Genomic DNA, 20,885 nt, shown 5'->3' on the forward strand with positions numbered 1-20,885 from the left:
TGCGATCTCGGAAGCCGACGGGTGCATCATCGTGGCATCGCACGACCGGTGGCTGCGCCGCCGATGGCAGGGCAGGACCCTCGCGCTGGCGTGACGGTCAGCGGCCGCCGTCAGAAGCTGGTGCATCGGAGGCGCGGTCCCCGTCGGCCTCCTCGGTCTCCTCGGTCTCCTCTGCGCTGAGCGTGTCGTCGAAGACGTCCACGCTGCCGGCGTAGTTCGCGACCCAGACGGTGCCGGTGGTCTGCTCGTACGCAACGCCGATCGGGCGGGTGCCCACCGGTTCGCGCTGCAGCTCCTCGAGGGTCGCCGCGTCGAACTTCGAGACCGTGTTCTCGTAGTAGTTCACGACGTACAGGGCGGTGCCGTCGGCCGAGATCGTCATGGAGCGCGGCTCGCGGCCCGTGCGGGTCTCGTCCACCACTTCGCCGGTGGCGGGATCCAGCGCCAGCAGGCGGTCCGCGCCGGAGAGCGTCAGGTACATGCGCGAGTCGTCCGGGGAGAGGGTGAGGTGGCGCGGTTTGCGGCCGGTCTTCATCACGAACTCGCTGGTGCCTGATTCGATGTCGAGCCGGTACAGCTCGTCGGCGTACATCGCGGTTGCGTATGCGGTGCGGTTGTCCGGCAGGATCACGATGCCGCGCGGCGCTGCATCCACGGGGATCTGCGCAGTCTCCTCACCCCGTTCGAGGTCCACCACAGAGATGGTGGAGTCGCACCAGTTGGAGACGAGCGCGGTGCGGCCATCGGGGGAGATCTCCACGTACTTCGGGACCCGGCCCACCTCGATCGCCTGATCCCAGGCGTGCTTCTCGGTGTCGTAGCGCAGGAGCACGGAGTTGCGGATCTGCTCGCGGTCCAGGCACTTGTCGTTGCCTGCACGGCCGGCGCCCTCACCGTAGAGGGTGTACTGCGAGACGTACGCGTAGCGCCCGTCGGCCGTCCACGCGGACTCCACCGGCGCGCCCTTGGTGATGCCGGGGAAGCCATCCACGCCGAGCTCGGTGAGGTCCACGGAGTCCGAGAGGTCCCGGCTGGTGCGGGTCTCGGCGTCGAACACGGTGATGGAGTGGCTGTACATCATGTTCGAGGCCAGCAGTGTGCCGCGCCGGTTGGAGGTGATGGACTTCGGGGTGATGTCGCCGAACAGGCGCTCCCGCTCACCCATGCGCGTGGTGGCCGCCGGCTCATCCGGCATGACCGGTGGAGGGTCCGCGGCAGAGCCGAGACCATCGGTGCTGTCAGTGGCAGCCGGCGCCGCGGGCGACTTCGTCGGCGAAGGCGCCCACGGCTGAATGATCGCCAGTGCGATGACCGCGGCGACGGTCAGGATTCCGAGAAGAGCAGCGGGAAGTCGGAATCGACCTCGGTGCTGCGACGAGTCGGTCATCGGTGCAGTGCCCCCTCGTGCCCGTGAACCGGTGATGGACTCCGCTCACGGTAACAACGGGGAGGCCGGAGAATGCGCGTGACTGCGCTTTGTTGCCGAACTGTTGCCCAGCGACGGTCAGTCCTCTTCGAGGATGAAGCGGGACAGGCCGGTGCGCAGCAGGGTGCGCATCTCACCGGGGGAGGGCTCCGTGTTGAGGAACTCCACGGTCAGACCGTTGACCATGGCGGAGATGAGGCGGGACCCGCACACGGGGTCGAGCCCGGGGGCGAGCGTGCCGTTGCGCTCCGCGCGCTGCAGGGACAGCTCGACGCGCCGACGAGCGATCTCCACCGCCTCCGTATGCAGCGGCGCCAGCCAATCGCGTGTGGACGACGCCGCCGAATACGCGATCCACGCGGCGAGGTCCTCGCGCTGCACCGGACCGATCGGCAGCACTTCGGACAGCTTCAGCGTCATCGAATCCAACAGCAGCGGCTGGCTCGGGTGCTCATCGGCGCGGTCGCCGCACCGCTGCACCGTGCGGACCAGGGCCGCGATGAGGATCTCCTGCCGCGTGCCGAAGTGGTACTGGACGCTGCCCGCGGAGAAGCCGGACGCCTTGGCGACGGTGCGCACACTGACCACATCGAAGCCCTGCTCCGCGATCACGCGGATGGTGGCGTCAGCGATCTCGCGCTGAGCGTCGGTGAAGGTTTGCGCGAAGGGCTGGCCGGGCTTGCGACTGACTGTTCTGTGTTCCATTTCATCCCACCATAGGCTCCCAACCGGCAGGAAGGGCGGAATGTTCAACAATCGGGCAGAGGAGTCCGAGGTGCGGGAGTCGAGCTCACTGCGCAGCCCCGTCGGCCACCGCCCTCTCCACCTCCCAGCCGGCCTCCACCAGGACGTCCAGCACCCGTCGGACCGCCGGCGAACTCGCATGCTCAGCCCGGGTGAGCGCGTAGATCTGCCGCGTGGGCTGGAACTCCGCGAGCCGCAGCGTGCGCACCTTGTCCGCCGCCACCGTGAACCGCGAGACCAGACCGATGCCGTGCCCGGTGGCGATCAGCGCCTCGATCGTGCGCAGATCAGGCAGGCGCGCCACCACCGTCAGCGGCTGCTCCATCAGCCGCTCCAGGCGAGTGAACGCATGCTCGAACGGGAAGTCGTGCGGCACGCTGATCCAGGATTCGTCCGCGAGTTCGGCGGCGCTGACCTCATCGCGCTCGGCGAGCGGATGATCGGGCGCGACCGCCACATCGAGCGGCTCCGTCAGTAGCAGCTGGGTGCTGCTCGACGGGCTCATCCACGCCCCCGCACCGGATACGTTGTGCGCCAGCACGATGTCGAAGTCGGGCACGAGACGGGCGAACTCCGACTCCTGCGCATCGAGGATCACCGGGTCGATCAGCAGGGACGGGGTGCGCTCGCGCAGCATCGACATCGCGCCCGGCAGCAGCAGCTCCGCGCTGCTGGGGAACATGGCGATGCGGACCGTGCCGGCCACGCCGAGCACGTGCTCATCGGCGACGGCGCGGGCGCGGGCGAGGGCGGTGCGGATCTCGACCGCGGTGTCGGCGAGAGCGGCGCCGAGGGCGGTGAGCTCCAGGCCGCGGCCGCGCGGCTCCACCAGGGGCGCCCCGGCCTCCTTCTCCAGCGCTTTGAGCTGCTGGGAGACGGCCGACGGGGTCAGGTGGAGAGCGGTAGCGGTCGCCGTGATGGATCGACGTTCGGCGAATTCGCTGAGCAGAACGAGGCGGCGGGGATCCATGCCCCTCATTCTAAAGCTCAGCTTCACAGTCGGTGCAGAAGTTCGTGCTTGTGCTGAACGGAGCCGGCGCGGTCTCATAGAGCTCATGCGTCTGTTCCACCAGCTCATCGGGGCCCTCTGCATTCTTCTGTGGGGCCTGCAGTTCATTGTCGCCGACGCCGCGATGGCCCACATCAGCCCGATCCTCCTGGTGGCGCTGCGGTTCATCCCCGTGGCGATCATCGCGATCCTGTTCGTGCCGCGGCCCGCCGTGAAGTGGCGGTGGATCCTGCTGTACGGCACGCTCATGGGCTCCCTGGAGTTCGGGTTCCTGTTCGCGGCGATGCGCACCGGCCTGCCGACGGGCCTGAGCTCCCTGATCATGCAGGTGTCCGCCCCGTTCACCGTGATCCTCGGTGTCCTGCTGCTGCGCCAGCGCCCCTCCCGGCAGGTTCTGATCGGCCTGGTGCTGTGCCTCATCGGCCTCGGCGGAGCCAGCGTGCAGCGCGCGGAGGCAACCTCCCTGCTGCCGGTGCTGCTGTGCATCCTCGCCGGCCTCGCGTGGGCGTTCGGCAACATCACCGCTGCCCATATCCGCAGTGACCGTCCGTTCGCGCTCGCCATGTGGATGTCGATCGCGGTGCCGATCCCGATGCTGATCGCCGCGGTTGTGCTGGACGGCCCGGCTGTCACCGCGGCCGGTCTCGCCTCCTTCGTGGGGCCGGAAGCGCTGACGATGTGGCTGGCGCTCGGCTTCCTGTCCCTGCTGTCATCAGCGATCGCGACCGGCATCTGGACGATGCTCATGTCCACCTACCCCGCGAGCCAGGTGGCGCCCCTCGCGACTCTCGTGCCGGTGGTCGGCATGGTCGCCGGCCACGTGGTGGCGGGTGAGGAGCTGACCGCCGCGACGATCGTGGCCGGCTGTGTGATGGTGGCCGGTCTGCTGCTGGTGACGATGCGGCCCCGCCCGTTCCCGTGGCCCAGCGCGCTGCCGTGGCCTCGCGCGTTCGGGCGGCTCAGCCGGTTCGGGCGGCTCGGGCGCGCGCGCCGGACGCGTGTCTCGACCGCGCCGATCCCCGTGGTCGCCGACAGCCTCTGACGCCGGCGCGCGCTGCCGGTTGCGCCGCCTGCGCCGTCTGACACCGGCGCGCTCTGACCCCCGCCCTCTGACACCGGCGCGCTCTGACCCCCGCCCTCTGGCGCCGGTGCCGTTTGCCGCCGCCAACTGCGGCCCCGGCGACCCGCCTTGGCCCTCGGCCCGGTCCGCGGCCCGACCCAAACCCCGGCCCTCGGCCCGGCCCTGCGGCCCGACCCAAACCCCGGCCCCGACCCCCGGCCGTGCACTTTCCGACCGAAATCCGCCCTTTCGGGCTGGACATGCGCGTTCGGGCCGGTTTTTGGTCGTTTTTTGGTCACTGCCTCCGCGCACCGGGGGCTCGCGGCGGGGTTGCGGCTCTGCCCCAGCCTCGCGGCTCTTCTCGGCCCCGCGGTCGTGCCGGGCCCCGCGGCTCTTCTCTGCCCCCGCAGTCCTGCCCAGCCCCGCGGCTCTGCCCAGCTCTGCGGCTTCGGCCTGCCCTGAGACTCAGCAGGCGATGAAGCCGCGCGCCTCAGTCGGTGATGACGAGGTCCGCGACCAGCGGTCGGTGGTCACTGACGCGCGTGGACGGCACGAACGTCCTCACCGCACGGACAGCCCCGCGCAGCAGCACCAGATCGATGCGGCGCAGCGGCAGGGTGGACGAATGGGTGAACCCGCCGGCGAACCGCGCCCCCGCACCCACGAGGGCGCCGAGGACCGGGCCGACGGCCCCGCGCACTGCGCTGGTGCGGGCGCGGAGCGCTTCGACTCGGGCGTCGCGCCAATCCCGGGTGAGGCCGCGGTAGGTGGCGCTGAACGGCGTGCAGTTCATGTCGCCCACGAGGATCGTCGCGGCCGGTACGGCCTCGGCAGCGCAGTCCGCACCTCCGTAACCGGCGGCGTCTGCGGGTCCGTCAGCGCCGGAACCCGCGCGGGCGCCGCCCCCATCGCCGGCCAGTTCGCGGCGCAGAGCCGCCACCTGCTGCGCCCGGTCCTCGGCGCCCGCGGAGCCGTCGGCGGACAGGTGCGTGGCCACGGCGCGCACCCGCACCCCGTCACAGTCGAGGTCGGCGATGAGCGCGGAGCGCTGCTCGCCGCCGGAGGGGACGGGCAGCATGACGGTGCGGCTGTCGAGGATCGGGAAGCGCGTGAGGATGGCGTTGCCGTAGCCGGTGCAGTCGGGGGCGGGCGGCAGGCCGAGGGCGGCGCGGCCGGCGGCGTCCGCGGCCTTGCGGGCGGGCAGGGAGGCGCCGAAGACGGCGTTCATGCCGAGCGCGTCGCCGAGGGCGCCGGCTTGGTCGGCGAGGTCGGAGCGGTCGTCGAAGCAGACGTCCACTTCCTGCAGTCCGATGATGTCCGCGTCGAGCGCTGCGATGGCGCGGGCGGTGCGGGGCAGCGAGAGGATGTCGTCCGCGCCGCGGCAGTGTCGGATGTTGAAGCTTGCCATGCGGAGGTGCCGACGGGTGCTGATCATGCGGGCAGTCTACGAATCCCGCCGAGGCGAACACTGGGTCAACGGCTCGCAGTCCCTGAGCGGCCCGGCCCATCAGCGCGGCCAGCCTCGTTCCCAATCCGCCGATCGATGGGGCCTGCGCCTGGAACAAGAACCCGAGGTCCGTGCCGCCATCTCGGCGGTGGCGGCCATGCCGAGCATCTGGCGGGTTTCGCGTCAGCGGGTGCCGGGCCGGTACGGTCCCTCTGTCAGCATCTCGACGGCGTTCACCCCGGACAGGGTGCGCGCGGCGTTCGGAATATCGGTGATGATGGACTCGACCGCGTCCAGCGGTGCGGCGACGCGCTGGTGGAGGCACACTGAGTTCCCGATCGTGACTCGACCCTAGAGGAGGAAGTAGACCGTGCATGAGGCCCCTGCCGCCGTGGAGCCGGCGGAGTTCTGGTCGGCTCTGTGGTTCCACATCGGCGCGTCCCCCGCGGGCCTCGTCGGCGTCCTCATCGCCACCGTGGTGCTGTACCTGTTCTTCACCCTGCTGCTGACCGCGGCCGGGCCCCGCCTGGTGGCTCGGCCCTCCACGTTCACGCTCGTGGTGACGATCTGCCTCGGCTCCATCGCGGCCCGCGCCATGCTCGGCAACACACCCACTCTCGCCGGCGCGCTCGTCGCGATGAACACGCTGATGGCGATGGAGTTCCTGTTCCGCCGCCTGCGCCGCTCCATCCGGCCGCTGCTGCAGGCGCGGCGGCGGGGCCGCACCCGCTTCGGCCTCGCCGGCCACGCCAGCGTCATCATGGCCGACGGGGCCCTCCAGAACGACCTGCTGCGCCGACGCGCCCTCACGGAGGACCTGCTGATGGTGCGGCTGCGCGGCGCCGGCATCCACCGTGTGCAGGATGTGGCGCTCGCGATCCTGGAGCCGCGCGGGGACCTCACGGTGCTGCGCCGCGGCGAGACGATCGATGCTGCCCTGGTGGCGGATGTGGTGGGCCGTGACCGCATCCCGCCGCATCTGATCACTCCTCCTGAGGAGACAGCATGACTGAGAAGCCGTCGGATGCCTCCCAGTCGCCCGCGCGTTCCACCCGGAAGCCTGCGCGTTCCTCTCGCTTCACCCGGGCCGCCGCGCGCCGTTCCAGCCGCCGGGCCGCCCGCCTCCCGTTCGGCAGGCGCGGTGTCGGCCCCCTGCTCGCCCTCGTCGCCGTTGCGGTCGCGGCGCTGAACCTGCGGCCCGGCATCTCATCGCTCGGGCCCGTGCTCGGCACGGTTCTGGAGGAGTTCGGCGTGTCCTCCAGCGCCGGCGGTCTGCTGACAGCCATCCCGGGCCTGTGCTTCGCCGTGCTCGGGGTGCTGGCGGTGCCGATCGGGCGGCGCCTCGGCCTGTCCGGCGCCGTGATGGTGGGGTTCGCGGTCCTGGTGCTGGGGATCCTGGCGCGCCCGTTCGTCGGCTCGATCTGGCTGTTCGCCGGGTGCACCATCCTCATCGCGGGAGGCATCGCGCTGGGCAACGTGCTGCTGCCGGCGTGGATCAAACGCCACGGTGGTGAGCGCACGGTCCGCCTCATGACCCTGTACACCACGCTGCTCGGCCTCGGCGGCGCGGTGGGGCCGCTCTCAGCGCTGCTGGTGCGCGCGGGCGACAGGGAACCGATCGAGGTGCTGGGGCTGGCGGCGTGGCAGTCGGCGCTGCTGATCTGGGTGGTGGCTGCGGCGGCCGCGGCAGTGGTGTGGGCGGCCGTGTGGGCCACCACCCGGTACGACTTCCCCGCGGATCCGCCGTCACCGGACGGTGCCCGCCCTGTCCGCGTCCCCCTGTGGCGCTCCAGCACCGCCCGCTGGATGATGCTGATGTTCGGGCTGCAGTCGATGCAGGCGTACGTGCAGATGGGGTGGATGCCGGTGATGATGATGGACGCCGGCATCAGCTCCGTGGTGGCGGTGTGGACCGTGTTCGTCACCAACGGGCTCGGCATGGTGGGCGGCGTGGTCATGCCCACGGTCATTCACCGCTCGCGACGGCTCGCGCCGATCATCGCGTCGTTCGGGCTGCTGACCGCCGCGGGGTACGGGGCTGTTCTGCTGCTGATCGCGGTGGGGGCCGACGGGTTCGGGGACTCAGCGGCGCTCGTCGCACTGGTGTGCGCGCTGATCCTCGGCGTCGGCGGGTGGTCGTTCCCCACGGCGATCGCGATGATCCCGGCGAGGTCCCATGATCCGGCGGTGACTGCGCGCCTCAGCGGGTTCGTGCAGCCGATCGGCTATCTGCTGGCGGCGGCGGGGCCGTTCCTGGTGGGGGTGGGGATCGACCGGATCGGGTCGTGGCCGCCGGTGATCACGGCGCTCGTGGTGGCGGGCTTCGCGCTCGCGTTTGCGGGCTGGCGTTCAGCCAGCGGTGCCTTCGTGGACGACCAGTTGGCGGAGGTGGCGGACGCCCGGTCGTAACGCAACCGTGTCCACAATGTCGCTTCTGACGGCGCGGTGGGCGCGTGCCCTCGCTTACACTGGCGGGGATGGCTGACGTGATTGTGGGGCGGTTCGCCCTCATCGACCTGATCGCCAAGGGCGGCTCAGGCGCTGTCTGGCGCGCCTGGGACAAGAAAGTGGACAACGTGTGCGCGGCGAAGGTGCTGCGGCAGCGCGACTCCGCTGATCTCATGCGCTTCGTCCGGGAGAAGGGCGTCTCCTTCGATCACCCGAACCTCCTCACCCCGTACGGCTGGGGCGCGGAGGACGAGCACGTGGTGATCGCGATGCCGCTCGCGTCCGGCGGCACCCTCGATGGGCTCATCAAACGAGGCGGCCCCCTCGGTGAGGCTGCGACCGTGGTGATCCTTTCGCAGCTGCTGAAGGGCCTGCAGCACATCCACAACGAGCAGTGGATCCACCGGGATGTGAAGCCCGGCAACATCATGTTCGATGTCGGCGGCCCCACCCCGATCCATTCCCGTCTGGCGGACTTCGGCATCGCCGTGCATGAGACGGACGTGCGCTTCACGCATGTCGGCATGATCAACGGGACGCCGGGCTTCATGGCGCCGGAGCTGTTCCAGATGGATGAGCCCACCCCGAAGCAGGACCTGTACGCCGCGGGCGTGGTGGCGCTGATGATGCTGAACGGCCGCTTCACGCTGAACGACGGCCCGATTCCGTCCGGTGAGCTGGCGCGCCTGCTGAAGGGCGTGTCGCCGCAGCTGGCCGGGGTGATCCGGTCCCTCGTGGAGGCGGATCCGGTGCGGCGCTGCCCATCGGCGCAGGCCGCGATCGGTGCCCTGCCGTATGTGGCCCCGCAGACCCCTCTCGTGTTCGCGGACGGCACCCCGATCCGGATCACGTCCCTGATGCCGCCGCTGCCGCCCGGGTTCGTCCGGGAGAAGGCGTTCGATGTGGATCAGAACAAGAGCGCGTCGATGGAGGCGCTGCGTGCCGGCGCCGCGAACGCGGCTGGGATGCCGGTGGCGCAGTGGCAGCCCACCCCGGCGACGCCGCGTCCGTGGGAGCGGCCGACGGGCCCGCGCACCAACGCCCCCCGCGGTGGGGCGCCTGCCGGGTCGGCGCCGTCAGGGTCGTCGGCGGCCTCGGCGGCTTCGGCGACCCCCGCTGCCTCCGGGTCCTCTGCGGCTTCTGCTGCTTCCGCGGGCTCCGCGCCGACGGGTCCGCGCGGCACCTCCGGGTCCGGCCCCTCGGGTGCGGGCACCGGTGGGTCCCATGCCATGTACGGGTACGGTGCGGGTGGTCAGTCGGCGGCGTCGCCGGCATGGTCGTATGTGTCAGGGCCATCCGCGCCGACGGGTCCGCGCAGTGCGCAGGGCTCCATCGGTGGTGCGGGGGCGCCGGGCGGTGTCGTGCCCGGGGCCGCTGGCGGTTCCCGCACGAACCTGATCGCAGGCGTACTCGGCTCCGTGGCGGGCCTGGTGGTGGGCGGCGGAATCCTCGGCGTCATCGCCGCGCTCATCCGCTGACCCTTCGCCCTCAGGCCGCGCCGTCGCCGAGGACCGCCACCACTGACCCGACGCTGCCGACCAGCAGCAGCCCGGGGATGAGGACGCAGCAGTCGAGGCAGTCCAGTCCGTCCCCGATGCGGCGCCTCGTGCGCCGCCACCAGGAGGGGCGCTGCCCCTGACCATTCGTGAGACGCGCCCTCACTTCGCAGCCTCGGCCTTCTTCTCGCCGGCCTGCTGCTCGTTCTTCTTCCCGAGCGTGGTGATCGACTGGATCTTCGCGTCACGGCGCGGATCCATCAGCATGTCGATCGTGACCGTGCCCGTCGGCCCCGTCAGCTTCAGCTGCGCATTCGCGCGGGACACCACCGTCACGGTCGCCGGCAGCTCCTCGCCGCCCTCGATCGCGTCGATCACCGGCGTTGCCGCCTTCTGCAGGTCAGCGAGCTCCAGCCCGGCGAGCTGGAGTGCCTGCTCGCGGCGTCGGAAGCGCTCATCACGGGGAATGTCCGGGTCCATGTTCTCCGCGAAGAACTCATCGGCGATCGCGGACCCGTCGGCCCCCTCCATGTCCTCGAGGCTGAGGTAACGCAGGGTCGCTGCGAACGCGGTCGCGGTGACGGGCGCCAGTTCGCCGCGCGGCGCGGTGATCGCGGCGGGGGAGTGCTCGAGGATGGCGCGCAGAGCGTCCATGCAGGAGCGGATCGCGGGCCCGTACTTCGCGTTCGCGAGGGCGATCGCGGCGGTGCCGGTGGCGCGGTGCCAGATCATGTAGGACCCGAAGCCGGGGTAGCCGCCGGAGTGGGAGACGAGTTCACCGAGGTCGGCGAAGCGCTCCACCACGAGGCCGTACCCGTAGCCGCGGATGCGGTCGAACCCGGCGGAGTGCTTCTCACCCTCGCGCACCGGCAGCGCGGGGGTCTCCCACAGGCGCTGCAGCTGCTGCATCTCCCGACGCGACGCCGCGCTCAGGAGTTCCGGATGCTCCGCCGGCTTCCCGCCCGGCAGCACCGCGAGGTTCGCCGACGACAGGAACTGCACCCACTTCGCGACGTCCTCCACCGTGGAGAACAGGCCCGCCATCGCGCCGTACACGCCGGGGGTGTCGAACTCGATGCGCTCGAAACGGGTCGCATCCGTGTGCTCATTGAGGCGGTGGCCCTGCATGATGCGGGCCTTCTGGTCCTCGGTCGCGGACTCGACCGACCAGATCGTGTCGGTCATGCCGAGGGGCTGGAGGAAGTGCTCGGTGATGTACGAGTCGTAGGACTGCCCGGAGACCTCGTCGATCACGCGGCCGAGCAGGGAGTAGCCGGTGTTGGAGTACTCGAAGCCGGTTCCCGGGGCGTGCACCCAGCCGAGCCCGTTCTTCAGCAGGTCCGCGAATTCGTCGCGGGTCATGGACTCCATGCGGTCGCCCCACGGGTTGTCGGTGACGAACCCGGCGGACATCGTCAGCAGCAGGCGCAGGGTGAGCTGAGGGGAGTCCTCCGTGGCCGGTTCGATGGCAGCGGCTTCCGGCACGTACTCGGAGACGGGGTCGTCGAGGCGGAGGCGGCCCTCGTCGCGCAGCTTCAGGATCGACGCTGCGGTGAACGACTTCGTCATCGAGCAGATGCGTGACAGGGAGCGGGAGTCGGGGGTGAAGGAATCGGCCGCGGCGGTGCCGTTCTCCAGGTGGGAGTTGCCGAAGCCGCCGGAGCCGACGAGCGTGCCCTCGTGGAGCAGGCCCCAGGCCATGCCGGGGGTATCGTTCTTCTCGACCGTGGATTCGAAGATGGACGCGGCGGCGCTGAGCGCGGATTCATCGATAGCCATACCGCTAGGGTAGAGCAGGGGCATTCCGCCGTTCGGGGGTTTGGTCACGGTGTGGGCAAAACCCCAGGCAGACAATGGTCAAAGAGTCCTAATCCCCGGTCGAGCGGGGCGTCTGCGCTGGTAGCGTGGGGTGCGCTGGTCCGGCCGTCATCCCCCTCGACTGCCGGGCCGGCTTTTTCTGTGCCCGACGGGTGCGCCCTCCGCGCCGGTTGTCCCGGTGGCGTAGAAGCGGGCGAACACGCCCTGCACCTGGTCGCCGACCATCTCGGACAGCACCGACGCGTCCACCAGCGCCGGATTGAAGCGTTTCCGCTGGTCCTGGTCCTGGTCCTGAGCCTGAGCCTGAGCCTGGCCGGCGGGCTCCTCATCGGCCTGGGGATCGATGCTGGCGGCTTCGGTCGCTCGCTCGGCCCCATCCTCGGCGCCGGCCGCGGAATCGGAGCCGGAGGAGGGCGCAGGTTCCGCCCCGCCGCTGTCGCCGGGAACCGCGTCGCCATCGCCTCCGGGGCCGCGCAGGTCCTCCAGGTCGATGCCGCGCATCAGCAGCATGTCTCCGGGCGCATCGTCCAGGTGCTCCATCAGCACGTATACCAGCGCATACACGTGCGGGCACACGGACATCCCCGCGGGGCAGGCGCAGTCCCACGTGATGTCCGTGTGGGAGGAGGGCAGCAGCCCCAGGTTGTGGCGGAGCAGTTCGCTCTCCCGGTCCGCCCCGTACGTCCCGTCCAGCAGCGTCAGCACGAACGACGGATCCTGCGCGATCATCCGCTCCACCAGGTCGCGATCCCCACCGGTGAACACGTGCAGGTCCAGGCGGGGCTCCACGATCCCGAACTGCGGGTCGTCCATGGACGCCGTCACCGAACCGGGCCGCACATCCACCCACTGCACGGTGCCGGCGCGGGCGAGGCGCTTGCCGATCGCCTTGCCGCGCGAACCGAGCAGCATCTCCATCCGTCGGCCGAACTCGCGGGCCATCCAGCTGCGCCCGATCTGCCCGCGCTGGGACCGCATCTCAATCGCCATCGCTGAGCGCCCCCTTCCGCGACTCATCGGACCAGGAGACGGCGTTGCCCTCCGCGTCCCGCGTCACCGTGAAGAGGTCGGCGAGCCGGTCATCGTCGAGGTCCTGCAGCCAGCGCTCACCCGCGGCGACCGTGGCGTCGGCCAGGGCGGACTTCATGGCGAGGCGCTCCGCGATCGCCTCCTCAATGGTGCCGATGGCGACCATGCGGCGCACCGTCACGTTCCTCTTCTGCCCGATGCGGAACGCCCGGTCCGTGGCCTGGTTCTCCACGGCGGGGTTCCACCAGCGGTCCAGGTGGATGACATGGTTCGCGGCGGTGAGGGTGATGCCGGTGCCGCCGGCCCGCAGGGACAGCAGCATGACGCCCGCCTGCCCCGTGTCCTTCTGGAACTCGGCGACCATGTGGTCCCGCTCCGCCTTCGGCAGACCGCCGTGCAGGAACGGCACCTCGATGCCGAACCTGTCCTGCCAGTACTCGATCATCTGCGGCGCGTACTGCGTGAACTGGGTGAAGATCAGCGCCTTCTCGCCCACGCTGATGATCGACTCCAGCAGGTCGTCGATGCGGTCCATCTTCCCGGAGCGGTGCTGGCCGTCCTCCAGCATGGGGGAGCCGTCGCCGAGGTAATGGGCGGGATGGTTGCAGACCTGTTTGATCCGCATGACGGTGGAGGAGATCAGCGCTTTGCGCTGCGTCCGGTCCACCTGCGCGAGCTCCTTCGTCATCTCCTCACCGATCGCGGAGATGAGCCCGGCCTGTTCGGGGGTGAGGGTGATCCGCTCGTCCATCTCGATCTTGTCCGGCAGGTCGCGGATGATGGAGCGGTCGGTCTTCAGGCGGCGGAGGATGAACGCGCCGGTGACGCGGTTGAGCTGTTCGAGGGCGTCCTCATCGTGGTCGTCCTGGATGGGGCGAGCGTAGGTCTCCTTGAACCGGTCCTCACTGCCGAGGAGGCCGGGGTTGGCGAACTCCATGATGGAGTGCAGGTCCGTCAGGTCGTTCTCCACGGGGGTGCCGGTGAGGGCGAGGCGGCGCCCCTCGGGCAGTTGCCGGGAGGCGCGGGACACCTGGGTGTCGGCGTTCTTGATGTGCTGCGCTTCGTCGAGGATGACGCGGTGCAGACCGAGGCGCTGCAGGTCCGGCAGGTCGCGCGCCATCAGGGCGTAGGTGGTGAGGATGAGGTCGGCCTGCATCGCTTCGGTCGCGAAGTCGTCACCGGTGAGGCGCTGCGGCCCGTGGTGGACGTGGACCCGCAGGTGGGGCGCGAACGTCGCGGCTTCGCGCTGCCAGGACCCGATGACGCTCATGGGACACACCAGCAGGGTGGGGCCGACGGGGACCCGCTGCCCCCAGGTGCCGTCGGCGTCAGCGGCGGCGAACGCGGCGTCGGCGTTCTCGCGCTCCCAGCAGAGGAGGGCGAGGACCTGCATGGTCTTGCCGAGGCCCATGTCGTCGGCGAGGATGCCGCCGAGCCCGGCGCCATCGAGCATCGCCATCCATTCGAGGCCGCGCTGCTGGTAGGGCCGCAGAGTCGCCTTCAGTGTGGTGGGCGCCGGGACGGTCGGGGGCGCGGCGCGGGTGGTGAAGAAGGCGGCGGCACCGCGGTCCTTCCCGCCGATGGTGAGGCGGAGGTCCTCGGGGTTGTGCTCGGTCAGCAGGTGCACCCACTGCCGGACCGACATGTCGCCGCGCGGCGGCACCACCAGGCTGCGCTGGTCCCCGTCGGCCCCGGTCGCGGTGCCGGGTGCTGACGCGGCAGCGCCCAGTGCCGCGGCAGCGTCGCCGTCTCCCGGCGGCTGCGGGGCGCGCTTCGTCCCGCCGCGCAACACGGAGATCTGCGCGAAGCGGCGCTGCTCGGCGCTCTGCAGGTACGCGGTCTTCGAGAAGGCGTCGAGGAAGCGTTCGGCGGCGGCGAGGGTGGAGCGGTCCAGGCGGATCCATTCACCGCGCAGCTGCACGATGTCGGCCTGCGCGGTGAGGATGTCCTGCATCTCCTCGTCGGTGAGGTCGGTGTCGCCGATGGCGGTGGTGAAGCTGAAGGAACCGATCGCGCCGGTCATCGACTGGCCCTTCTGGGACTTCTCCGCGTTCGCATCGGCGCCCTCCCGCTTCTTCTCCTCCGGATCCTGCACGGTGGCGCGGACCGTCACGGCCTGCTTCGTCCAGGTGCGCGGCAGCATCACCACGATGGAGTGCTCGGCGAGGTCGGCGGCGTCGGCGGAGATGAAGCGGGACAGTTCATGCGTGTTGACGGTCCACTCCATGCCGCTGCGGCTCGTCTTCGCGCCGCGCAGGATCGGGGAGTGGGAGCGGATGGCGGCGGTGTGCTCCAGCGCTGCCACCATCGACAGGTCGCCCACGCTGACGAGGGCTCCGAGGGGGTGGACGGTGCCGCCGCTCTCCCTCAGGCACGCTTCGATCCGCCACGCGGACTGATCGATGGCGCCGTCGTCGGCGGTGCCGTCGGGTTCGTGGACGCGGACCACGAGGTCGGGGGCGACATCGTGCAGGAGGACCCCGTCGGCCCCCGTGTCCGCGAACTGCCCGAGCAGGCGGGTGAGGCGGCGCCGCCCCGGCACATCCACCCGCAGTGCGGCGGCGTCGGGGCCGAGGGCGGCGATCAGCTGCGCGCCGACGGGATCCACCCCCTCCAGCTGGTCGCCGTCCGGGAGGTCGGTGTCCCGCAGGAGCGCGGCGAAGGCGTCGCGGGCGTGGGCGTCGGCGAGGGCGCTGAGCCATGGGTGGGGTGTGACGCCGGGGGCGGTGTCCCAGGCGGCGATGGTGGCGTCGGCCTGCACCTCGATCTGCGGCACCACCTGGCGGGCGGTGACGAGGCGGCGGGCATGGACGTCGAGCGCGAGGACGCTGAGGGCGTCGGCGGCGAGCGCGAGGTCATCGGCGACAGCGATGGCGGCGCCGGTGTCGGCGAGCTCCACGATCAGGTCGTCGAGCGCGGATGCCACAGCGGCAGTGGAGTCGCTGGGAAGGCGGCCAGAAGCGCGCGCGCTCACCTCGATGAGGCTGCGCATAGCATCGGTGGCGCGGGCGAGCCGCACCCCGGTCAGCAGCATCAGCGGGGCGCCCTTCGCGCGACCGTCGGCGCGGCTGCGCTGCCGCATCGGCCGCAGCACCCACGGCAGCAGGGGCCTGAAGGCCGACGGGTGCCGCTCCACCAGCGGCCCGAGGTCATCGGTGAGGCGGGCGCGACCGTCGTCCCCGCGCACGTGCGCCCACAGGGACGCCCCCGCGACCGGGTCGAGGACGAGGTGCAGGACGTGCTGGGTCATGGCATGAGGCTAACGCTCTGCGGCGTCGGCGCATTCCGGAACCCGTCGGCCCACCGGGGCCTGTGGATGACTGGGCGTGTCAGAGTCCGCGGGCGATCTCGGCGGTGGCGCGGCGCCATGCCTCCCGGGTGGCGGGGGCCAGGCGCGCCCAGTCGAGGTTGGTGCCGTCCACGAAGTGCTGCTCGAACGGCACCTCCATGACGGCGCGGGTGTGCGCACCGAAGTGGTGCACGAGGCGCTTGTGCAGCACGTGGTCGATCTTCTGCCGCGAGGACTGCGACAGGATCGTGACGGCGTTGTCCACCTGGTCGCCGTGGCCGGTGGCGCGCAGTTCGTCGATCATCCACGCGGCGGCGTTGAACGTGTCCTCGCGGACGGTGGAGACGATGACGAGCTGGTCGGCGGATTCGACGGCGGCCAGCCAGTTGGAGGCGCGGACGTTGTTGCCGGTGTCGATGACCTTGATGCGGTAGAAGCGGGACAGTGCGGCGTCGAGCTCGTTGAAGGCGCGGCCGTTGATGGAGGAGGACGAGCCCGCGTCCTCATCGGAGGCGAGGATGTCGAAGTTCATGTCGCCCTGGCGGCGCACGAACTGGTCGAGGTCGGCGAGGCGGGCGTCCGGGCGGCGGAACCGGGGAAGGTTCTGCAGCAGGTCCAGGGCGGTCAGGGTGTGGTCCGAGGGGATGCCGCGCCAGCCGAGGGTGCCGCGGGTCTCGTTGTTGTCCCAGGCCAGAACGCTGCCGCCGCGGTACATGCCGAGGGTGGCGGCGATCATGAGGACGCTGGTGGTCTTGTGGGCGCCGCCCTTGAGGTTGACCACGACGATGTTCTTCGGGCCGCTCAGCTGCTTGCGGATCATGGCGATCTCGTCGCGCTCTTCGCGTTCGGCGCGGCCGGGGCCGAGGGCGATGGCGCCGAATGTGGCCTTGCGCAGGCCGCGGCGCCACCCGGTCTGGGCGTGGACCTTTCGGGTGGCGTCGGATCCGGCGCGCAGGTCCTGCAGGGTCGGCAGGTCGCGGGCGGAGTCAGCCGGGGCGGCGCCGGTGCGGGCGCCTCCTTCGGCTGGCTGTGCGGGATCCGTCGGCTGCTGGGCGGCGTTCTGCTCACCGGGGGTGCGGGGAGCCGACGGGGCGGTGCTCGCGGAGGCCGCCGACGTCGCGGACGGGGCGGACTGCGCGGAGCGGGCCGACGGGGCCGTCGCCGCCGAGTGCGCCGAAGCCGCCGAGTGGGCAGATGCGGCGGAGCGGGCGGACTGCGCCGACGCGGCCGATCCGCGGCCCTCACGGTTCACCTGCACGGCGTGCTCCCCGGTGTGCGGGGCGATGGGGGAGTCGGCGGCGTGGCGGGCGCGGCGGCGGGCCCGCGGGCGCCGGCCCTCCGGTGCTTCACCGGAGAACAGGGGACGGTCGTCGGCGTCGCGCGGGGCGATGCGTCCGGTGGGCTCCACGCGCAGGGTGTGCTGGGTGCCGGAGTCCTCGATGAGGACGTCGATGTCGCGGTTCTCCTCGCGCGCTTCCTCGATGAACGCCGCTTTGACCGCCTCGCGGACTTCGTGGCGGGTGCGGCCGTGGATCTGCTCGGTGCGGTCCTCGAAGCGGATCTCGGCGGTGGTCGGCGAGGTGATGCGTGCGTGGGCGATCATTCACAGCTCCCTGTGGGCACGGCGGCAGGCCGCGTGCCCCATGTCGGTGGGCGGGTTGTCGAAACGGACGGTCCCACTCTATGCGACCGCCCCGTGACCTGGTCAGGCCAGCGGGGCGGTCATCATGTTTCTCATTCGCCGCCCTGCCCCGGCGCCCGGACTGCGCCGGCCCGGCAGCCCTGCTCGGTCCCCGCGCGGGGCCGGCGGGACAGTGCTCGTACGGCGCACAGACGGGGCCGGGGGCTCTAGCGGGGCGCGGATCAGTGGTGCTGCAGCACCGTGACGTCGCTGCCCGGGTCGAGGCGGTAGCCGGCGCCGCGGACGGTGGAGATGAGGCGGCGGTAGCGGCCGAGCTTGTTGCGGACACGGCGGATGTGCACATCGACGGTGCGCTCACCGGTGTCGGCGGCGGCATCGGCCCACACGTTCTCCATGAGGGCGTCGCGGGACACGACGGTGCGCGCCGACCGGGTGAGGAAGGCGAGCAGCTCGAACTCCTTGTAGGAGAAGTCGACGTCCTCACCGTCGATGCGGACGCGTCGGCCGTAGAGGTCGATGACGAGGCCGTCGGCGCGCAGCTGCGGGGCCGCGGACGGGCTGGCGGGGGAGGACGGGGAGACGGCGGCGGCGCGCAGCAGGCGCAGGCGGGCCGCTTCGGCATCGCGACGGGCCGGAGCGTTCGCGGAGACCACGCCGGTGCGGCGGGGGCGCAGGGGTGCGGCGCTGTCCTGCCCGGGTGTGGTGGTGAACGTGCGCGGGCGGGCCGAGGGCCGCGGCGAGTCGATGCTGAGGCTGGCGCGGCCGCCGCGACCGGTGGTGAGGCGCTGGGCCTGGGCGCGCAGCGCATCGGCGATAGCGGCGGTGTCGGCGACGTCCACTCCGGTGGGCAGCTCCACCGTCAGGGTGATCTGAACGGTGTCGGAGGGGGCCGACGGGGCGGGCTGCGCGGCGGTGCGGCGCGGAGCGAGGGCGCGGGCTCCGGCCGACGAGGTGCGAGTGGTGGAGCCGCGGGAGGTGCTGGTCCCGGTGCGCGCAGTGGTGGCGGCGGTGGGGACGGTGCGGATGGCGGCGGGGCGGTCGAGCGTGATGGTCACAGGAGTCTCCGATGATGCGAAGGGGCGGTTCTTCGCCGGGATCCCTGCTGGTGGTCGCGTCTGCGCGATCCGTTCCTCAGCGGTCGGCCTGGGCGGCGATGTCGCCTGCCTGCTCGGCCTGGTGGGGTGTGCTCCCGGCTGGGCACCTGGAGCCCGCGTCTGCTTGACCGGCTCCTGTCAGCCGGTTCCTTCGCGAGGGTGCGCTCAGAAGCGCGGCTGACTCTGCATCATCTGCATCATCATCGCGCGCATCATGGCGGCACCGGTGGCCGGTGTCGCTGCGGGATGCACGTGATGGGTCATGGCCTCAACTATCGACCAGAGCCGCGCATCTGGCAAACAGCCGTTCACATAATGAAACGCGGACCGGGAAGAACCCGGCCCGCGCTGTGGTTCGCTGACGCCGTCGGCCCCTCCGGGACGGTCAGCAGGGGAGGCTCAGTCGACCACGCCGAAGAGGCGGTCGCCGGCATCGCCCAGGCCGGGCACGATGTAGCCGCGCTCGTTGAGATGATCATCGACCGCCGCGGTGACCACGGTGAGGTTGACGTCCTCCGCGATGGACTCCTCCAGGGTCTTCAGACCCTCCGGTGCGCACACGAGGGTCACGCAGGTGACGTCCTTCGCGCCGCGCTCCAGCAGGTACTCCACCGCGGCGATGAGGGTGTGGCCGGTGGCGAGCATCGGATCCAGCACGAAGCACTGACGGCCCGTCAGGTCCTCCGGCAGTCGGTTCGCGTAGGTGGTGACCTCGAGGGTCTCGTCGTTGCGCACCATGCCGAGGAACCCGACCTCGCCGGTGGGGATGAGGCGGGTGAGGCCGTCGAGCATGCCGAGGCCGGCACGCAGGATCGGCACGATCATCGGCTGCGGATCGGTGATCTTCATGCCGGTGGTGGGCGCGACCGGGGTGTTGATGCCGGACGGCGCCACAGCAACGCTGCGGGTCGCTTCGTAGGCCAGGAGGGTGACGAGCTCATCGGCGAGCTGGCGGAACACAGAGCTCGGCGTCTTCTTGTCGCGGAGAACGGTCAGCTTGTGGGCCACCAGAGGGTGGTCGATCTCAAGAACGCGCATGCCAGGATCCTACCGAACGGGGCCGGGACTCCGGTGTCCTTCACCGCTCGGTACACTTCCCTGGAGCATCCGTCGGCCGGCAGGGGAGGCACGCATGAGCGACCACGACCTGATGGAGCCCGCCCTGAGGGAGGCCCGCGCCGCCTGCGCGCCCCCGCGGCACGACGTCCCCATCGGCGCCGCCGTCTACGCGCCGGACGGCACGCTCCTCGCAGCCGCCGGCAACCGCCGAGAGGCCGACCAGGACCCCACCGCGCACGCCGAAGTCCTCGCCCTGCGCGAGGCGGCGCGCGTCACGGGCCGCTGGAACCTCGATGGCTGCACTCTCGCCATCACGCTCGAGCCGTGCACGATGTGCGCGGGCGCGATCGTCCTCTCCCGGGTGCGGCGTGTTGTGGTGGGTGCGATGGATCCGAAGGCCGGCGCCGCCGGATCCCTGTTCGACCTCGTGCGGGAACCGCGCCTCAACCACCGGGTGGAGCTCACCTGCGGCGTGCGGGCCGAGGAGTGCGGGGCAATGCTGAAGGACTTCTTCCGCTCACTGCGCAAGGAGCGGGCGGCCCGCCGGCGCGCCGCGCGGGAGGCGACCGACGGGCCCGCGGATCAGGCCTCGTCCTCCGGGGCCGCCTGACCGGTGTAGAAAGCCGCGGTGCGCTCCGCCGCCTGCGCCGCCGCCTCGGGGTCCCCGCCGCCAGCGGCGTGCGCCTGCCCCCAGGCCCGCGCGGCGCCCTCGATGTAGGCGCGTCCCTGCTCGTCCTCGTGCAGGTGCGCCATCTCCTCCGGGGCGGCCGACGGGTCTCCCGCGAGGAACCGGGCGAGCGCCAGCAGCGCGCCCTCCCACGCCACGCCGACGGCGCCCGGACCGAACCGGTCCCAGTGCTCCCCGCCGGGAACCACGTGCGTCAGGGTGACCTGTGTTCCTCCCGCCGGGTGCTCCGCGAGCGAGGCGGTGAACGTGGTGGACTGCCCCATCGACTCCCAGGTGAGGGCGAAGTTCGTGGGACGCTCGCAGCGGGTGATGGTGCCAGAGGCGCCGTTGGTGGGCAGCGTGTAGTCGCCGCCTTCGCGCAGATCGCCCTCGGCGGGACCGAACCAGCCGGGGAGCTGATCGGGGTCGGTGAGGGCCTGCCAGACCGCTTCGATGCCGGCTTCGACGGTGCGGGACACGGTGACGGTGGAGACCGGTCCGGCGGCGAGGACCGCTCGGTGGGCGTTGGACAGTTCGACTGCTGCGTTGATCGACATGCCCCCCAGCGTACGGACCGTGCAGGAGCGCTGGGTCACAGCCGCAGTGTGGGACGGCGCACGTCGCAGGCGGGGAGTGTTTCAGTCTGTGAACGGACAC

The 20,885-nt window shown here is 71.3% G+C and carries 18 protein-coding genes; 5 read left to right on the forward strand and 13 right to left on the reverse strand.

The window, feature by feature from the left end; genetic code table 11:
• Window positions 1-97: 97 nt before the first annotated feature.
• The 3 genes from FHX50_RS09685 to FHX50_RS09695 form a co-directional block, all read right to left on the reverse strand.
• Window positions 98-1,387 (reverse strand): beta-propeller fold lactonase family protein, encoded by a 1,290-nt coding sequence (locus FHX50_RS09685; RefSeq protein WP_183377011.1) that lies wholly within the window; start codon window positions 1,385-1,387, stop codon window positions 98-100.
• Window positions 1,388-1,504: 117 nt separating this feature from the next.
• Complete coding sequence (locus tag FHX50_RS09690) at window positions 1,505-2,131, reverse strand: TetR/AcrR family transcriptional regulator (RefSeq protein ID WP_183377012.1); 627 nt, start codon at window positions 2,129-2,131, stop codon at window positions 1,505-1,507.
• Window positions 2,132-2,216: 85 nt separating this feature from the next.
• On the reverse strand, window positions 2,217-3,140 hold the full coding sequence (locus FHX50_RS09695; protein WP_183377013.1) for a LysR family transcriptional regulator: 924 nt from the start codon (window positions 3,138-3,140) through the stop codon (window positions 2,217-2,219).
• 85 nt (window positions 3,141-3,225) lie between these two features.
• Between FHX50_RS09695 and FHX50_RS09700 the strand changes: the two genes are divergently transcribed.
• Entirely contained in the window at window positions 3,226-4,221 is a 996-nt protein-coding gene (locus tag FHX50_RS09700; RefSeq protein WP_183377014.1) for an EamA family transporter, read from the forward strand.
• Window positions 4,222-4,729: 508 nt separating this feature from the next.
• On the opposite strand, the gene FHX50_RS09705 is transcribed toward FHX50_RS09700, so the two are convergent.
• Complete coding sequence (locus FHX50_RS09705; RefSeq protein WP_183377015.1) at window positions 4,730-5,674, reverse strand: endonuclease/exonuclease/phosphatase family protein; 945 nt, start codon at window positions 5,672-5,674, stop codon at window positions 4,730-4,732.
• 195 nt (window positions 5,675-5,869) lie between these two features.
• Window positions 5,870-6,013, reverse strand: a complete 144-nt coding sequence (locus FHX50_RS09710; RefSeq protein ID WP_183377016.1) for an SRPBCC family protein — start codon at window positions 6,011-6,013, stop codon at window positions 5,870-5,872.
• A gap of 43 nt (window positions 6,014-6,056) precedes the next feature.
• Between FHX50_RS09710 and FHX50_RS09715 the strand changes: the two genes are divergently transcribed.
• The 3 genes from FHX50_RS09715 to FHX50_RS09725 all read left to right on the forward strand — a co-directional run bounded on the left by FHX50_RS09715 (window position 6,057) and on the right by FHX50_RS09725 (window position 9,612).
• A complete protein-coding gene (locus FHX50_RS09715) occupies window positions 6,057-6,695 on the forward strand; it encodes a DUF421 domain-containing protein (protein WP_259923931.1) in 639 nt (212 codons plus the stop codon).
• Window positions 6,692-8,095 (forward strand): MFS transporter, encoded by a 1,404-nt coding sequence (locus FHX50_RS09720; protein WP_183377017.1) that lies wholly within the window; start codon window positions 6,692-6,694, stop codon window positions 8,093-8,095. Before FHX50_RS09715 ends, FHX50_RS09720 begins: the two co-directional genes overlap by 4 nt.
• 68 nt (window positions 8,096-8,163) lie before the next feature.
• A complete protein-coding gene (locus FHX50_RS09725; protein ID WP_183377018.1) occupies window positions 8,164-9,612 on the forward strand; it encodes a serine/threonine-protein kinase in 1,449 nt (482 codons plus the stop codon).
• Window positions 9,613-9,622: 10 nt separating this feature from the next.
• On the opposite strand, the gene FHX50_RS09730 is transcribed toward FHX50_RS09725, so the two are convergent.
• From FHX50_RS09730 to upp, 7 genes are all read right to left on the reverse strand, one after another.
• Window positions 9,623-9,796, reverse strand: coding sequence for a hypothetical protein (locus FHX50_RS09730; protein WP_183377019.1), 174 nt, complete (start codon window positions 9,794-9,796; stop codon window positions 9,623-9,625).
• A complete protein-coding gene (locus FHX50_RS09735; RefSeq protein WP_246371005.1) occupies window positions 9,793-11,409 on the reverse strand; it encodes a serine hydrolase domain-containing protein in 1,617 nt (538 codons plus the stop codon). Before FHX50_RS09735 ends, FHX50_RS09730 begins: the two co-directional genes overlap by 4 nt.
• A gap of 147 nt (window positions 11,410-11,556) precedes the next feature.
• The gene (locus FHX50_RS09740; RefSeq protein WP_183377020.1) at window positions 11,557-12,438 is read right to left on the reverse strand and encodes an SWIM zinc finger family protein; all 882 of its coding nucleotides are present in this window, start codon (window positions 12,436-12,438) and stop codon (window positions 11,557-11,559) included.
• Entirely contained in the window at window positions 12,428-15,727 is a 3,300-nt protein-coding gene (locus tag FHX50_RS09745) for a DEAD/DEAH box helicase (RefSeq protein ID WP_183377021.1), read from the reverse strand. Before FHX50_RS09745 ends, FHX50_RS09740 begins: the two co-directional genes overlap by 11 nt.
• Window positions 15,728-15,806: 79 nt before the next feature.
• The gene (locus tag FHX50_RS09750) at window positions 15,807-17,369 is read right to left on the reverse strand and encodes a MinD/ParA family ATP-binding protein (RefSeq protein ID WP_183377022.1); all 1,563 of its coding nucleotides are present in this window, start codon (window positions 17,367-17,369) and stop codon (window positions 15,807-15,809) included.
• A 260-nt stretch (window positions 17,370-17,629) separates the two neighbouring features.
• Window positions 17,630-18,463 carry a winged helix-turn-helix domain-containing protein gene (locus tag FHX50_RS09755; RefSeq protein ID WP_183377023.1) on the reverse strand — a complete coding sequence of 278 codons (834 nt, stop codon included), beginning with the start codon at window positions 18,461-18,463 and terminating at the stop codon, window positions 17,630-17,632.
• Between the two features lie 438 nt (window positions 18,464-18,901).
• Window positions 18,902-19,540, reverse strand: a complete 639-nt coding sequence (gene upp, locus FHX50_RS09760) for a uracil phosphoribosyltransferase (RefSeq protein ID WP_183377024.1) — start codon at window positions 19,538-19,540, stop codon at window positions 18,902-18,904.
• 94 nt (window positions 19,541-19,634) lie between these two features.
• On the opposite strand from upp, the gene tadA reads away from it, so the two are divergent.
• Window positions 19,635-20,171, forward strand: coding sequence for a tRNA adenosine(34) deaminase TadA (gene tadA, locus FHX50_RS09765; RefSeq protein WP_221187325.1), 537 nt, complete (start codon window positions 19,635-19,637; stop codon window positions 20,169-20,171).
• Here tadA and FHX50_RS09770 read toward each other — a convergent pair.
• Window positions 20,144-20,785, reverse strand: coding sequence for an SRPBCC domain-containing protein (locus FHX50_RS09770; protein WP_183377025.1), 642 nt, complete (start codon window positions 20,783-20,785; stop codon window positions 20,144-20,146). The genes tadA and FHX50_RS09770 overlap by 28 nt on opposite strands.
• Window positions 20,786-20,885: the final 100 nt, after the last annotated feature.

It is taken from the genome of Helcobacillus massiliensis (assembly GCF_014191425.1).
In the GTDB taxonomy this organism is placed as follows: domain Bacteria; phylum Actinomycetota; class Actinomycetes; order Actinomycetales; family Dermabacteraceae; genus Helcobacillus; species Helcobacillus massiliensis.

Coding starts and splice junctions, on each gene's coding strand:
- FHX50_RS09740 (WP_183377020.1), bottom strand. CDS start 12,438: ATGGCGATTGAGATGCGGTCCCAGCGCGGGCAGATCGGGCGCAGCTGG.
- FHX50_RS09690 (WP_183377012.1), bottom strand. CDS start 2,131: ATGGAACACAGAACAGTCAGTCGCAAGCCCGGCCAGCCCTTCGCGCAA.
- FHX50_RS09735 (WP_246371005.1), bottom strand. CDS start 11,409: ATGGCTATCGATGAATCCGCGCTCAGCGCCGCCGCGTCCATCTTCGAA.
- FHX50_RS09720 (WP_183377017.1), top strand. CDS start 6,692: ATGACTGAGAAGCCGTCGGATGCCTCCCAGTCGCCCGCGCGTTCCACC.
- FHX50_RS09705 (WP_183377015.1), bottom strand. CDS start 5,674: ATGATCAGCACCCGTCGGCACCTCCGCATGGCAAGCTTCAACATCCGA.
- FHX50_RS09725 (WP_183377018.1), top strand. CDS start 8,164: ATGGCTGACGTGATTGTGGGGCGGTTCGCCCTCATCGACCTGATCGCC.
- FHX50_RS09685 (WP_183377011.1), bottom strand. CDS start 1,387: ATGACCGACTCGTCGCAGCACCGAGGTCGATTCCGACTTCCCGCTGCT.
- FHX50_RS09750 (WP_183377022.1), bottom strand. CDS start 17,369: ATGATCGCCCACGCACGCATCACCTCGCCGACCACCGCCGAGATCCGC.
- FHX50_RS09745 (WP_183377021.1), bottom strand. CDS start 15,727: ATGACCCAGCACGTCCTGCACCTCGTCCTCGACCCGGTCGCGGGGGCG.
- FHX50_RS09770 (WP_183377025.1), bottom strand. CDS start 20,785: ATGTCGATCAACGCAGCAGTCGAACTGTCCAACGCCCACCGAGCGGTC.
- FHX50_RS09695 (WP_183377013.1), bottom strand. CDS start 3,140: ATGGATCCCCGCCGCCTCGTTCTGCTCAGCGAATTCGCCGAACGTCGA.
- upp (WP_183377024.1), bottom strand. CDS start 19,540: ATGCGCGTTCTTGAGATCGACCACCCTCTGGTGGCCCACAAGCTGACC.
- tadA (WP_221187325.1), top strand. CDS start 19,635: ATGAGCGACCACGACCTGATGGAGCCCGCCCTGAGGGAGGCCCGCGCC.
- FHX50_RS09700 (WP_183377014.1), top strand. CDS start 3,226: ATGCGTCTGTTCCACCAGCTCATCGGGGCCCTCTGCATTCTTCTGTGG.